This window comes from Streptomyces sp. NPDC051218 (assembly GCF_044455475.1).
Classification (GTDB): domain Bacteria; phylum Actinomycetota; class Actinomycetes; order Streptomycetales; family Streptomycetaceae; genus Streptomyces.
In genome coordinates, this window is sequence record NZ_JBITEU010000009.1 from 446,600 (window position 1) to 459,516 (window position 12,917).

The 12,917-nt window shown below is 69.9% G+C and carries 11 protein-coding genes; 1 reads left to right on the plus strand and 10 read right to left on the minus strand.

Translation table 11 applies throughout. The annotated features are described in order from the left end of the window. Window positions 1-110 precede the first annotated feature (110 nt). The 6 genes from ACIBCK_RS27855 to ACIBCK_RS27880 form a co-directional block, all read right to left on the minus strand. Window positions 111-3,305 (minus strand): tetratricopeptide repeat protein, encoded by a 3,195-nt coding sequence (locus ACIBCK_RS27855; protein WP_399394559.1) that lies wholly within the window; start codon window positions 3,303-3,305, stop codon window positions 111-113. A 203-nt stretch (window positions 3,306-3,508) separates the two neighbouring features. Further along, entirely contained in the window at window positions 3,509-4,048 is a 540-nt protein-coding gene (locus tag ACIBCK_RS27860) for a hypothetical protein (protein WP_399394638.1), read from the minus strand. A gap of 20 nt (window positions 4,049-4,068) precedes the next feature. Continuing rightward, window positions 4,069-6,048, minus strand: coding sequence for a hypothetical protein (locus ACIBCK_RS27865; RefSeq protein WP_399394561.1), 1,980 nt, complete (start codon window positions 6,046-6,048; stop codon window positions 4,069-4,071). Beyond that, a complete protein-coding gene (locus tag ACIBCK_RS27870; protein ID WP_399394563.1) occupies window positions 6,045-7,208 on the minus strand; it encodes a purine phosphorylase in 1,164 nt (387 codons plus the stop codon). Before ACIBCK_RS27870 ends, ACIBCK_RS27865 begins: the two co-directional genes overlap by 4 nt. After that, window positions 7,209-7,952: an NrtR DNA-binding winged helix domain-containing protein gene (locus tag ACIBCK_RS27875; RefSeq protein WP_399394564.1), complete on the minus strand. Its 744-nt coding sequence runs from the start codon at window positions 7,950-7,952 to the stop codon at window positions 7,209-7,211. 191 nt (window positions 7,953-8,143) lie between these two features. Beyond that, on the minus strand, window positions 8,144-8,710 hold the full coding sequence (locus tag ACIBCK_RS27880) for a Uma2 family endonuclease (RefSeq protein WP_399394566.1): 567 nt from the start codon (window positions 8,708-8,710) through the stop codon (window positions 8,144-8,146). Between the two features lie 137 nt (window positions 8,711-8,847). Between ACIBCK_RS27880 and ACIBCK_RS27885 the strand changes: the two genes are divergently transcribed. Next, window positions 8,848-10,869 (plus strand): thioredoxin domain-containing protein, encoded by a 2,022-nt coding sequence (locus ACIBCK_RS27885; RefSeq protein ID WP_399394567.1) that lies wholly within the window; start codon window positions 8,848-8,850, stop codon window positions 10,867-10,869. 66 nt (window positions 10,870-10,935) lie between these two features. Here ACIBCK_RS27885 and ACIBCK_RS27890 read toward each other — a convergent pair whose 3' ends face one another. The 4 genes from ACIBCK_RS27890 to ACIBCK_RS27905 form a co-directional block, all read right to left on the minus strand. Beyond that, window positions 10,936-11,703, minus strand: a complete 768-nt coding sequence (locus ACIBCK_RS27890) for a Mut7-C RNAse domain-containing protein (RefSeq protein WP_399394569.1) — start codon at window positions 11,701-11,703, stop codon at window positions 10,936-10,938. Between the two features lie 78 nt (window positions 11,704-11,781). Beyond that, the gene (locus ACIBCK_RS27895) at window positions 11,782-12,015 is read right to left on the minus strand and encodes a hypothetical protein (RefSeq protein ID WP_399394571.1); all 234 of its coding nucleotides are present in this window, start codon (window positions 12,013-12,015) and stop codon (window positions 11,782-11,784) included. A gap of 8 nt (window positions 12,016-12,023) precedes the next feature. Continuing rightward, window positions 12,024-12,227, minus strand: a complete 204-nt coding sequence (locus tag ACIBCK_RS27900; RefSeq protein WP_399394572.1) for a hypothetical protein — start codon at window positions 12,225-12,227, stop codon at window positions 12,024-12,026. 51 nt (window positions 12,228-12,278) lie between these two features. After that, window positions 12,279-12,914: a TetR/AcrR family transcriptional regulator gene (locus ACIBCK_RS27905; RefSeq protein ID WP_399394574.1), complete on the minus strand. Its 636-nt coding sequence runs from the start codon at window positions 12,912-12,914 to the stop codon at window positions 12,279-12,281. Window positions 12,915-12,917: the final 3 nt, after the last annotated feature.

Consider the following 12,917-nt stretch of genomic DNA (forward strand, 5'->3'; position numbering starts at 1 on the left):
GCCGAGCCCGCCGGGGCGAAGCCCGCCGAGGCCCAGGCCCGCAAGAGCTAGCCCGCCCTCGCCGAGAGCTAGCCCGCCCTCGCCAAGAGCTAGCCCGCCCTCGCCGAGAGCTAGCCCGCCCTCGTCACCGTCACTCCCATCACCTCACGGGAGTGACGGTTCGGCACCATGCCCAGGCGCCAGGCCTGCCAGCCCGCCTCGAGCTCGGCGCCGCGCTCCAGGAGCAGGCCGAACGCCTCCATGTAGTCGGCGAGCTTGCCGTCGCGCGTCGGGTGGCCGGCGCGGGCCAGCTGGCTGAGCTCCTCCTGGGCGACGGCGGTGCCGATCTCCCAGCCGCCGGGCGAGCCGTAGGGCAGCAGGGTGCAGCGCAGGAAGCGGGCCCAGTCCTCGCCCCTGCGGTCGCCGTACGACGCGAACAGCGCCGCCGCCTCGTCGCACAGGGCAAGCGCCTGCTGGGCGCGGGCGTTCCCCGCATCCACGACCGCGAGTTCCAGACACGTCCAGGCCTCGCCGTGCGCGACCCCGATGCGCTGGAAGTCGGCGCGGGCGTCCACCAGGAGCTGGCGGGCGAAGCCGGAATTGCGCAGCGACCCCGTCTGGGCGGCGCGCTGGTCGCGGGTCACACGCGCCGAGTGGTGCCGCGCGCAGGCCAGGCCGTACACGTCCCGCATCCGCGAGAACATCGTCCGCGAGCGCTCCAGCTCGCGCACCGCCTGGTCGAGGCTGCCCGCCTCCTCCAGGGCCTGGCCCAGGTAGTAGGCGCTCCACGCCTCGCCGCGCGCGTCCTCGTTGTCGCGGTGCCGGGAGACCGCCTGCCGCAGCCCGTCGACCGCGGCCGACGCGTCGCCGTCGACCAGGCGGGCTCGCGCGAGCTGCGTCAGGGCCCACGCCTCGCCGCGGCCGTCGCGCGTACGCCCGTACAGGTCGAGGGCGCCCCGCAGCTGTTCCTCCGCGCGCGGTACGTCGCCCATGCGCAGGCAGAGCTGGCCCAGCTGGAAGTGCGCCCAGGCCTCGCCGTGCAGGGAGTCGTTCTCGCGGTGCAGGACGAGCGAGGTCTCCAGGAGGCCGAGGGCCTGGTTGAGGTTGGCGCGGTCACGCTCCACCGCGGCGAGGGCGTGCATCGTCCAGGCGCGGTCACCGGCGAGCTCGTCGGGGGCCTGGAGATCGAGGGCCTCGCGCAGGCGCGCCGACGCCTCCGTCAGATTGCCCTGGTGGTGCAAAGTGATCCCCAGGGAGCACAGGGCGAGGGCGGCGCCCGCGTCCTGGTGGGCCTCCATGTACAGGTCCACGACGGACGTCAGGGTGGTGCGCGCCTGGTCGAGCTCGCCGAGCTGACGGGACGCGATGCCGGTGCGCCACTGCACGCTCCGTGAGAGAAGCCCCTGCCCGACGGCTTGTGTGAGCTCGCTGATCTCGCCCAGGCGGTAGAGGTCGCCGCGCAGCAGGCAGTAGTCGCACAGGGCGCCCAGGAGATGAAGCACCGCCTCTTGGTCCACGCCCTCCGCGTGCCGTAGCGCCGCGGTGATGAAGCTGGACTCGTCGTCGAGCCAGCGCAGGGCCGCGTCGAGCGAGGAGAAGCCGTGCCGGTCGAACTGGCCCGCCCGCGTCGACATCTTGCCGTCGACCAGGCGGATCACCGATCCGGCGAGCTCGCTGTAGCTGACGATCAGGCGTTCCTGCGCGGCGGTGCGCTCGCCGGGTTCCTCCTCGTCGATGAGGCGGGCGAGGGCGAAGGCGCGTACGAGGTCGTGCAGGCGGTAGCGGGTGCCGCGCACGTGGTCGACGAGGCCCGCGCGCGAGAGCGCGGTCAGCTGGCGGCTCGCCTCCTGCTCGTCGGAGCCGAGCAGGGCAGCGGCGGCGGCCGTCCCCAGGGACGCGCGGCCCGCGAGCGCGAGCCTGCGCAGCAGACGCCGCGCGGGCTCGCTCTGGTCGGTGTAGCGCAGCCACAGGACGCGCTCCACGGGGTCCACCGGGCCGTACGCGGCGAGGTCGGCGGCCAGCTGCGTCGCCGTGCGCGAGCCGATCGACGACCCGGCGACGCGCAGGGCGAGCGGCAGGCCGCCGCACAACTCCCGTACAGCTTCGGCGGATTCGGCGTCATAGGGCCCGGAGGCGTCCTCGGCCGCCTCCCTCAGGAGCTCCTCCGCGCCCGCCGCGTCCAGCGGCTCCACCGGCAGCTGGTGCACCCAGGCGGGCAGGTCGGCGGGGAGATCGAGGGGCCCCCGGGCGGTGACGAGCACGAGGCTGTCGGAGCGCTCCGGCACCAGTGTGCGCACCTGCTCCGGGTCGCTCGCGTCGTCGAGCACGACGGTCACCGCGAGGCCGGTCAGATACTGGTGGTAGAGCTCGCTGAGCCGCTTGACCTGCTGTTCCTGCGAGGAACGCTCCCGGAAGAGCAGCTGCTCGCGCGGGGCGCCCAATCGATTCAGCAGATGCAGGAGCGCGTCCCGCGTGGACAGCGGCTGTGAGCTCTCGCCCCGCAGGTCGACGACGCACGCGCCGCGGAACTGGTCCCGCAGATCGTGCGCGGCCCGCACGGCGAGCGATGACCGCCCGGAGCCGGGCGCGCCGTGCAGCACGACGACGGTGGGGCGGGTCTCGGTGCTGGCCCGCGCCGCGTGCACCCACTGGGCGACGCGGGCGAGCTCGGCGCGCCGTCCCGCGAACGGCCCGTCGGGCGCGGGCAGTTGGGTGAAGGACTGCTCCAGTACGGTACGCCGGCGGGCCGCCGCGCTCTTGTCCGTGCCGCGCAGCTGCGGCGCGGCCTTCTTCTTGCCGGTGGGGGTCTGCAACACCCGCTGCTGGTCGAGGAAGGGCCGGATGCCGCGCACGTCGAGGGCTGTCAGCCACTGCAGCCGCAGCTGCGCGGGCCCGCCCGGCTGGCTGATCGCACCGGCGCGGCGGCTGGCCGCGGGCACGTGCGCCGCGGTGACCTTCACGACGGTGGTGGCCGCGCCGACGACGGCGACGGCGGCGCCCGCGCCCATGGCGGTCGACACCCCGGTCCCCAGGATCAGGTCGGCAAGACACGCGCCCACCGCGGCAACGGCCGCCACCAGCAGCGGAGTTCCCGCACCCTCCCTGGCATAACGCTGCCGGAAGGAGAGCTGCCCCGCCTCCGCCTCGTCGACGGCCTGCTCGTAGGCGGCGTACTCCTCGGCGGCGGTCTGCCCCATGGTGTCCAACGCGCCATGGGCCCGCGAGAGCAGCACACCCCCGTCGATACGACCGCCGGAGCGCCGCACCTCTTCCTCCACCGCCCGCACCAACAGCCGCTCGGCTTCGGCCCGATGGCTGTCCCGCATATGGGTCCCCCTCCGAGAGCAACATCTGAGATCAGCAGTCACCTGCGTTCACAAGTGTCCTGCGTAGGAGCCTTCGACGCGAGGGCGCCAGCGGATCACGTGGGAGCATCGCCAAGGCGGCTTCGCCCGCAGCCAACGCGCGGCCACGAAGCCCGAAACCCGCGCGGCTCGCCGCGGGCCCGTGGCAACACCGTCCGGTGCGGCTACCGCTCCACGCGGCGCAGGAACTGCCAGCCCAGGACGATCTGGGCGAGCGTCTGCACGAGAGAAGTGAGCGCGAGCAGGGGCTGAACGGTGGGAGAGCACCAGAACGCGGCCGTGCAGACCATCGGCAAGACCAGGTACGCGAACAGGTCCACCGCGGTCTGAAGCCGCTTGCGCATGGTGCGGCCTGCAACGTTGCGGTGGTAGACCTCCCAGCCGAACATCGTGCCGTGGGTGGAGGCGAGTTCCCCCAGGCGCGGGCCCAGGTGGTCGCGGACGTAATAGCTGATTGCCGAGACCTTCTCGTCGTTGACCAGGTAGGTCCATCCCAGAATGAGGCAGATCACGGGGACGGAGAGGAGTAGTCGGAACTGTCCGCTCTGGACGGTGATGGCCACGACCGCCGTGGCCGCGGCGAGCGTGAAATAGAGCAGGTTGTCGCGGAATCCTATGCGGGCCTTCTGTTCCTCCTTGAGGCGGTCGTATTCGGTCAGCAGGATTTTTCCCTCGGTGACATCGTCCGTGGAATTCACAGGCATCCCCATGCTCGAATTCAGGATCACCCGGAGAACTGAAATGGCGTCAGGTTGTCGGGGCTGTGTCGCTCGATCCAACCCTTCCCGTCTGCCGCGATCCCCTCCAGTAGGCGGAAGGTATGGGTGGATCCGGCCGCGCTGAGGTTGATCTCGGATATTTCCCTGGAATTCTCGTCCGGCGCCAGCTGATGGGCATCGGCGTCCTTGACGCGTATCTTCCTGGCTGGCCCGTTGGTGAGGACGAGTTCCAGGTCGTAGCCTCCATCGACGTTCTCCGCTACCTGGACGGAGGACAGAGCGTCGAAGCGGTAGTTGCTCCGCTGTTCGTTCTTGCGCGTTGCGTCGGAGAAGCTGAACTCGGAGCTCATCTCGCGGATGCCGTCCTGGGTGAACAGGAACAAGCGGAACACGTAGTGCGAGTACCGCCAAGGGCCGCGCCTGACGCGCCCTCGTTTGTAGGAAGGGGCGGGGGAAACCAGGATGGTGTGGGTGATCAGATCGCGCCAGGTGAGCCGGTGGTGCCGGAGCGCTTCATCGACGAACGAAGTCTTGTCGCAGGCGAGCCAAGTCTCCATTTGCTGCTCGCTGGGACGCGTGGCGTCCAGGAGGGACTGCCAGCGCTGGTGCGCAGCCTGTCGTGCGGTCAGTTGCTCACGGTACTTCAGGGTCTCCCTGGCCAGCCGGTGCTCTTCACGCCGGACCTGCAGCCACAGCGAAGCGGCTGCGTGCCCGGACCAGGCAGCACCGAGCATGGCAAGGAACGCCCATAGGGATCTAGGCGAGGGGGCACTCGAAACTGCCGTTCCAAACGCGGTCAGAGCCGTGACGCCGAGAACGGCTACGGCCACGACTGTCATGGCCTTTGTCTTGACCGGAGTCCGGCTATGGCGGTGATCTTCGAACAGGGCGCCGTTGTTGTGGCGGTTCCTGGCGTCCTCAGCGAGGTACCGGATCAACCAGGTGACCCGGTCCACACTGACCCGGCTCTCCCGATAAAGGTCCGCGATCTCGGCGGCGAGGCTGTTGCGGACCTGAGCGGTGTGGGCGAGCCAGGCGTCCGGCGTGAACTCGTGTGGCGTGCGAACGCTGAAGTAGTGGTCGAACGAATGGCGGACGCGTTTGGTGAACCCGTCCTCGTCTGAGGAAGATCTGTACGTGTGCGGGACGCGGGTCCCGGCAGCGAGGTGCAACCGGGGTTCCTGGCACCACCGGTCGCCGAAGCGGGCCGCAGTCAGACCCGCGCTGAGCGCCACCAGTAACTCGACGGTCGCCTCGGCCGAATCCGAGATCAGTGCCAGGGACCAGAGGGACACGCTGCTGATGATGAACAGGATTGTGCGGACTGGGAGGGCCGCCTCGGCGGCGGCAGCGGTGCTCGGGTGGGGCTGAACGGCGCGCGCCCCGATAGGGGCAGGCGCGAAGTAGGCCCAGACCCGCCGGCTCCGGTCGTTGCCGAACCGCTCCGCCCTGGCTCGTTCGCAGGTCTCCGCCCACAGGTCGTCTTTCAGTCCTCCGGTGAGCATGAGGTCGAGGTGGCGGAGGATCGCGTTGTGCTGGCGGAGCGGCAGATCTTGCAGCTGCTTCAGCACCGGGCCGGTCTCGCCGTGGGCGGTGCTGAGCACCGTCAGCAGGCCGAAAGTGACGCGCAGGGCTTGTTTCCACTCGTCCTCGGCGAAGGTCTGTACGAGCCCGGAGCTGTAGTGGAGCCGTTGTACCTCTTCGGCGCTGAGGTCGTCGTAGGTGCGTGCGCTGAGCACGGCGAGCGCCCAGTGGAAACGAACTTCCGCGCTGTCGTACCCGTGAGCGATCGCATCAGTGATCATTTCGCGGGCGCGGCTGGGGATGCCGTCCTCCAGTAGCCGCACGCCCACCCTGTACTTCTCCTGGGGTGAAGCGTCCGGGTGGACGAAGTAGACACTGGAGTTGTGTACGGTCTCAGCCTGGATTCCGACGGTGGAGTCGTATGCGGCCGAGTTGTATGCGGCATCGCTGGTCTGGGTCATGCCCGCTCACCGGCCGCCGCCACCATGGGGGCCAGCTCGGCCACCAGTGCGGGGCACTCCGCGACCAACCCACGCAGCCTCCTGAGCGTCATGGCAGTCCGCTTCGACGATTCGGGGGTGTCCCTCCCGGCTGTCCGGAGGGCGGAGTCCAGATCGTTCAGGGCCTCTCGGTAGGTGTCCTCGTCGAGGGCGCCCTCAGCACGGTACCGCCCCAACTGCTCGCGGAAGCCGTTCAGCTCCGCGATCAGGTCCGTCGTGCCGGATGCCTTCGGGGCCGAGTTCATTTGGACACTGCTGCCCGTGACCGAACCGGCCATGATACCGACGGTGCTGTTGTGTGCGGTGTTGCTGACGCCTGGGTCGAACCTGTCGGCCGAACGGACCCTGTCGCCCTGAGACATTGCGGTCTCCTTCTGTTCTTCCACCAACTCCACTGCTAAGCGGGTGGCGAACGCAGCTGCGTTCGCCACGGCCCGCGGCTGCCAGTTGCGGTCCGTGGCACTGTTCTTCGTGCCGTCCGCCCGGTCGCTGATCCCTCGGACGATGGCCACCGGCGCCCCGTTGAGATGGCCGGCTTGTGCCACACCTGCGGCCTCCATCTCGATGGCGAGTGCGTCGTTGTAGTGCTGTCGGATCCACTTCGCTTCGTCCGAGATCATCGAGTTCTGGACGACCTCCCCAGCGGCGATCGCCCCGAAGCACACTCGCGGCATGTCCTCGTAACCGGCCGTGGGGGCCGCCCAGTCGTTCAGGCGGGCCAGGTGTGAAGCGAGCTGGCTGATGCCGTGCGGTGCTTCCCACACCCGAGGGCGGGCTTTGAGTCCGTCGTCCTCGCTGGTGCCGCCGTGGTAGGCGTACACATGTGTCGCCATCACCACGTCGCCCAGCCTGGCGGTCTCCCACAGGGCTCCAGCGACCCCGACGAACAGCACGGCCACCGGCGAGAATTCCTGAATCGCGCGTTCGGCGATCACTGCCGCGGAACTGTTCCCCTTGCTCGTCAAGCCGAGTGCGACACGGCACGATGTGCCCTGCACAGTTCCCACCTCGAACCGTGTGCCACGCTTATGGCGATGCACTTGCGTACCCGCGAGCTTCTGGCGCACAGCCTGGTATTCAAGATTGAGGGCAGTGAGAACCACCACTTGGCCACTTGGCATCTATGCCTCCTTCTCTTTCGTGATCTCTTCCATCGCGGATGGCGCGGGTCGGATCAGCGGGGGGAACAGCATCGTCTTCGGGCCGGTCCGGTACAGCCGTGCCGGCCGTCCTCCTGTGGTCCTGCGATTCGTGCCTATTGGGACGATGAACCCCTTTACGGCTTGGACCTTTCGGTAGAAGTTGCGAGTGTCGAGTTCGGTGCCCCAGACGGCTTCGTACACTTGTTGTAGCTCTGTGATCGTGAAGTTTTCTCTGCAGAATGCTGTGGCCAGAGAAGAGAACTCGAGCTTGGTGCGCGCGCGTTCGATCCCGTCGCTAACGATTCGGCGGTGATCAAAGGCGAGCTTCACTTCACCGGACAAGACGGCTTCTGCGGGAACCCACGCGGCATCGGTGGCATCCGTTCCCGCGACCGGCTCCGGCAGCCTCGGTGCGATCGCCAGGTGGGCTACGGATACGACTCGGCCCCGAGGATCACGGCCCGAGTCCCCGTACACGGCCAGCTGTTCAAGGTGGACCGAACCGGCGGGCAGGGCTGTTTCCTCGCTCAGTTCGCGGTGGGCGGCATCCAAAATCTCCTCACCATCGTGGCTCAGAAACCCTCCGGGCAGCGCCGACATGCCACGGAAGGGATCTTCACCCCTCTCCACCAGGAGCACGTGGAGGCGGCTCTCCCTCAGCGTCAGGATCACGAGGTCGACCGTCAGTAGCACAGGAGGAGGTGACCACACGTCATGTTGCATGTCCTGCAAGGTACTTCAGTTACTGTCACTTGCACAATAAGGAAGTCGCCATGCCAGGGTCAGCCACGGTGGAGAAGGGGGAGCGGGGCGTGTGTGGAGGGTTCCAACCCGGCCGGCCCCGCCGACGGCGAGGCTGCAGACCAGTCCGGCGATAGGTGTCGTCGGTGGGGCTGTCGCGCAGATGCAGGCGGTCAGATGGAACCCAGGTCGACAGTGACGGAGAAGGGCACGGCAGCCTTGATCACTCCGGTGAACATCTCGCCGTCCCTGTACGCCCTGATCGCGGGGTCGAGGACGTAGGTGTAGATGATGGGGACGCCGGTGGCGGCCTGCTCGACCCGCCAGTAGAAGGGGATGCCGGCCTTGGCGTACTGGTCGACCTTTACGACCCGGTCCGTGGTTTCCGAACCGGGCGACACGATCTCGACGACCAGAAGCACGTGCTCGGGGCGGGTGGGCGTGAGGTCGATGGTTTCCGCCCGGTAGACGATGACGTCCGGACGGCGGTTGGTGAGTGGAACGTCCTGCAGGCGGACGTCGAAGTCCGTGTCTGCGTTCCAGTCGGGGCCCGCGGCTGCGTCCAGGGCATTGGCCAGGATGCGGGCCAGCCGGTTGTGGCGCTTCGAGGCGCTCGGGCTCACGACGACCATCCCGTCCACGATTTCGATGCCGGTGCACTGCTCCTCGGACCAGGAGTCGTACTGTTCCGCGCTGATCTGCGTATGCATCCAGGCGGGCGCCACCATCTCGGCGGTCATGGTGTACCTCCTTCGAGAGGAGCCTCGGCAGTTCCGGCACTCTTGTGCTCAGCCTACTGTCCTGCGATGCGGCGCACCGGATTCGGAAGATGGTGGGCTTCGCCCTCAGGGCGAAGCGCTGTGAGAGCCTGGATGGCATGAACCGGCTAGCTGGTGTGACCTCGCCTTATCTGCTTCAGCACGCTGACAATCCGGTCGACTGGTGGCCCTGGGAACCGGAGGCATTCGAGGAAGCGCGACGGCGCGATGTACCCGTCTTGCTGTCGGTCGGCTACTCCGCGTGCCACTGGTGCCACGTCATGGCGCACGAGTCCTTCGAGGACGCCGGCACGGCCGCCTTCCTGAACGCGCACTTCGTCAACGTCAAGGTCGACCGCGAGGAGCGGCCCGACATCGACGCCGTCTACATGGAGGCGGTGCAGGCCGCGACCGGCCAGGGCGGCTGGCCCATGACGGTCTTCCTCACGCCCGACGCCGAGCCCTTCTACTTCGGCACGTACTTCCCGCCCGAGCCGCGGCACGGCATGCCCTCCTTCCAGCAGGTGGCCGACGGCGTCCGGCGCGCCTGGGAGGACCGGCGCGACGAGGTCGCCGAGGTGGCCGGGAAGATCGTGCGGGACCTCGCCGACCGGCAGCTGGCGTTCGGCGCCGACGAGCTGCCCGGCGAGGACGAGCTCGCCCAGGCGCTGCTCGGCCTGACGCGCGACTACGACGCCTCGCGCGGCGGCTTCGGGGGCGCGCCCAAGTTCCCGCCGTCCATGGTCGTGGAGTTCCTGCTGCGGCACTACGCCCGCACCGGCTCGGAGGGCGCCCTCCAGATGGCGGCCGACACCTGCGAGCGGATGGCGCGCGGCGGCATCTACGACCAGCTGGGCGGCGGCTTCGCGCGCTACTCCGTGGACCGGGAGTGGGTCGTGCCCCACTTCGAGAAGATGCTGTACGACAACGCCCTGCTCTGCCGGGTCTACGCCCACCTGTGGCGGGCCACGGGCTCGGACCTCGCGCGGCGCGTGGCTCTGGAGACCGCGGACTTCATGGTGCGTGAACTGCGCACGAGCGAGGGCGGTTTCGCCTCGGCGCTCGACGCCGACAGCGAGGACGCGGCGAGCGGCAAACACGTCGAGGGCGCGTACTACGTGTGGACGCCGGAGCAGCTGCGCGAGGTGCTCGGCGACGCGGACGCGGAGTTGGCCGCCACGTACTTCGGTGTGACGGAGGAAGGGACCTTCGAGGAGGGCGCCTCCGTGCTCCAACTCCCCGACGCGGGCGGCGTGGTGGCGGACGCCGCGCGGATCTCCTCGATCCGGGAGCGGCTGCTCGCGGCGCGCTCGGAGCGCCCCGCGCCCGGCCGGGACGACAAGATCGTCGCCGCCTGGAACGGGCTCGCCGTCGCCGCGCTCGCGGAGGTCGGCACGTACTTCGACCGGCCGGACCTGGTGGCGGCGGCGGTGGGTGCGGGCGACCTGCTCGTGCGGCTGCACATGGACGACAGGGCGCGCCTCTCCCGTACGTCCAAGGACGGGCAAGTCGGCGCCAACGCAGGCGTGTTGGAGGACTACGCCGATGTCGCCGAGGGCTTCCTCGCGCTGGCCTCCGTGACGGGGGAGGGCGTGTGGCTGGAGTTCGCCGGGTTCCTGCTCGACCACGTGCTCGGCCAGTTCGTGGACGCGGAGTCCGGGTCCCTGTACGACACGGCGGCGGACGCCGAGCAGCTGATCCGCCGGCCGCAGGACCCCACGGACAACGCGGTGCCGTCCGGGTGGACGGCGGCTGCGGGCGCGCTGCTCTCGTACGCGGCGCAGACCGGCGCCGAGCCGCATCGCCTCGCGGCGGAGCGGGCGTTGGGCGTGGTGAAGGGGCTCGCGCCGCGTGCTCCGCGGTTCATCGGGCACGGGCTCGCGGTGGCCGAGGCCGCGCTCGACGGGCCGCGTGAGGTCGCGGTGATCGGTTCCGTGGGCGGGGAGTTGCATCGCACCGCCCTGCTGGGGACGGCGCCGGGGGCTGTGGTCTCGGTCGGCCCCGAGGGGGGCGACGAGCTGCCGCTGCTCGCGGGGAGGGGCATGGTGGGCGGACTTCCGGCGGCTTACGTCTGCCGGCGGTTCGTCTGCGACGCGCCGACGGTGGATGCGGGGGAGTTGGCGGCGAAGCTGTCGGTCTGAGGCCTGGGGTTCTTTTCCCCAACCCCGCCCCTTCCCGAAAACTCGCTCGGCGCGAGGGCCCCCTCCTCAGCCGGGAAGGGGCGGGGGCTGGGTTGGGGTTGTGGTTGGGGTTGGGGAGAATTCCTCGACCGCCCCCGCCACGATCCCCTCCAGCCGGTCGTGATGCGCCCCCCGCCAGTACACCCGCCCGCACGCCCCGCACTCCGCGAACACGTCGTACGTCCCCCGAGTGCCGCCCTCCAGACGGTCCGCCACGTCCTCCTTGGTGGCCGCCCGCAGGGAGCCGTTGCAGGCCGTGCACCGCGTCCAGGGGGCCAGTGCGGGCGCGAACCGGCCCAGCACGTCCCGCAGTTGTTCCTCCGGGGCGTCGCTGTAGACGTACGCCCCGGCCCACAGCTCGCGCCGCCGCAGTAGCCCTCGGTCCCTGCTCAGGAGCACCCGCCGCTCGGCGGCCGAGCGCGTGGCGAGGGCGGGGTCGCCGATGTCCGTGCTCTCGTACGCCGCGTCGACGCCCAGGAGCCGCAACCGGCGGGCCAGCGTGCCGAGATGGACGTCGAGGAGGAAGCGAAGGGGAGCGCCGGGGACGGGCTGCGGACGGGCGACGGCGCGGACCTCGACCGACTCGTCCGCCGACGGAATGTGCGAGACGGGAACGTCGGCCCCGTCCACGACGAGCGAACCGACCTCCGTCAACGGCACCCCGAGCGACTCGACGACGTGCCCGAGCGTGGACAAGCCATCCGTAACGGCCTTGGTGGGCCCGCCCCGCCGCTCATGCGGGACGAAGACTCCCAGCTCGGGGCCGAAGCGGATGAGAATCTCGGGACCGTACATGCGGCCAGGATGGCACGCGGTCAACCACGGCGGCCGGGGATTTACCCCGAGGAACCTCCCCCGGCGCGCGCACGGAAGTCAGGCCTGCGGCCCGCCCGCGCCGAAGCCGGCGACCAGCATGCGGAGGGCGCCGCCCTGCTCGTCCTCGTGGCCGTGTTCCGCCCAATACGCGGCGGTCTCGGCGAGGGCGGGGATGTGGCGCACGGTGAACACCGGGACTTCCAGCTCCCCGGTCCGCACGCGGAAGTCAGCCCTCCGACCACCCGCACCGAAGCCGACGACCAGCATGCGGAGGGCGCTGCCCAAGCTCACCGCGGGAGTCAGGCCTGCGGCCCGCCCGTGCCGAAGCCGGTGACCAGCATGCTCAGGGCGCGGTCGACCAGTTCGCCCAGGTCGTCCTCGTGGCCGTGTTCCGCCCAGTACGCGGTCGTCTCGGTGAGGGCGGCGATGAGGCTCATCGCGAATACCCGGACCTCGAGCGCCCCGGGCCGCGCACGGAAGTCAGGCCTCTCACCCACCCGCACCGAAGCCGCCGACCAGCATGCGGAGGGCGCTGCCCAAGCTCACCGCGGGAGTCAGGCCTGCGGCCCGCCCGTGCCGAAGCCGGTGACCAGCATGCTCAGGGCGCGGTCGACCAACTCGCCCAGGTCGTCCTCGTGGTCGTGTTCCGCCCAGTACGCCGCCGTCTCCGTGAGGGCGGCGATGAGGCTCATCGCGAATACCCGGACCTCTAGCTCCCCGGGGTCGCGGCCCGAGCGTTCCGCGATGACGCGGCACAGCATCCGGCCGGTGACCGACATGCTTTCGAGCAGTCGGGAGCGGACCGCGGGGACCTCGATCATCAGGCGGGTGCGGAGGCGTGAGACCTCCGGCTCCTCCGTGAAGCCGAGGCTCACCGCCCTGCGCAGCACATGCCGCAGGGACTCCACGATCGGCTCGTCCGCGGGGCGCGCCCGCAGATCGTCCTCCAGGAGCGGGTCGTACTCGTCGGTGAGGACGATGTCCTCCTTGGTGGGGAAGTACCGGAAGACGGTGGACGGCGACACCTCCGCGGCCTCGGCGATCTGCTCGACCGTCGTCGCCTCGTACCCCTGCTCCTCGATCAGCCGGTAGGTGGCCTCACGGATCGCGATGCGCGTCTTGAGCTTCTTCCGTTCGCGGAGCCCCAGCTGGGAGCCCTGCGAGGAAGCGGTGGTTCGTGCGGCCGTCATGGC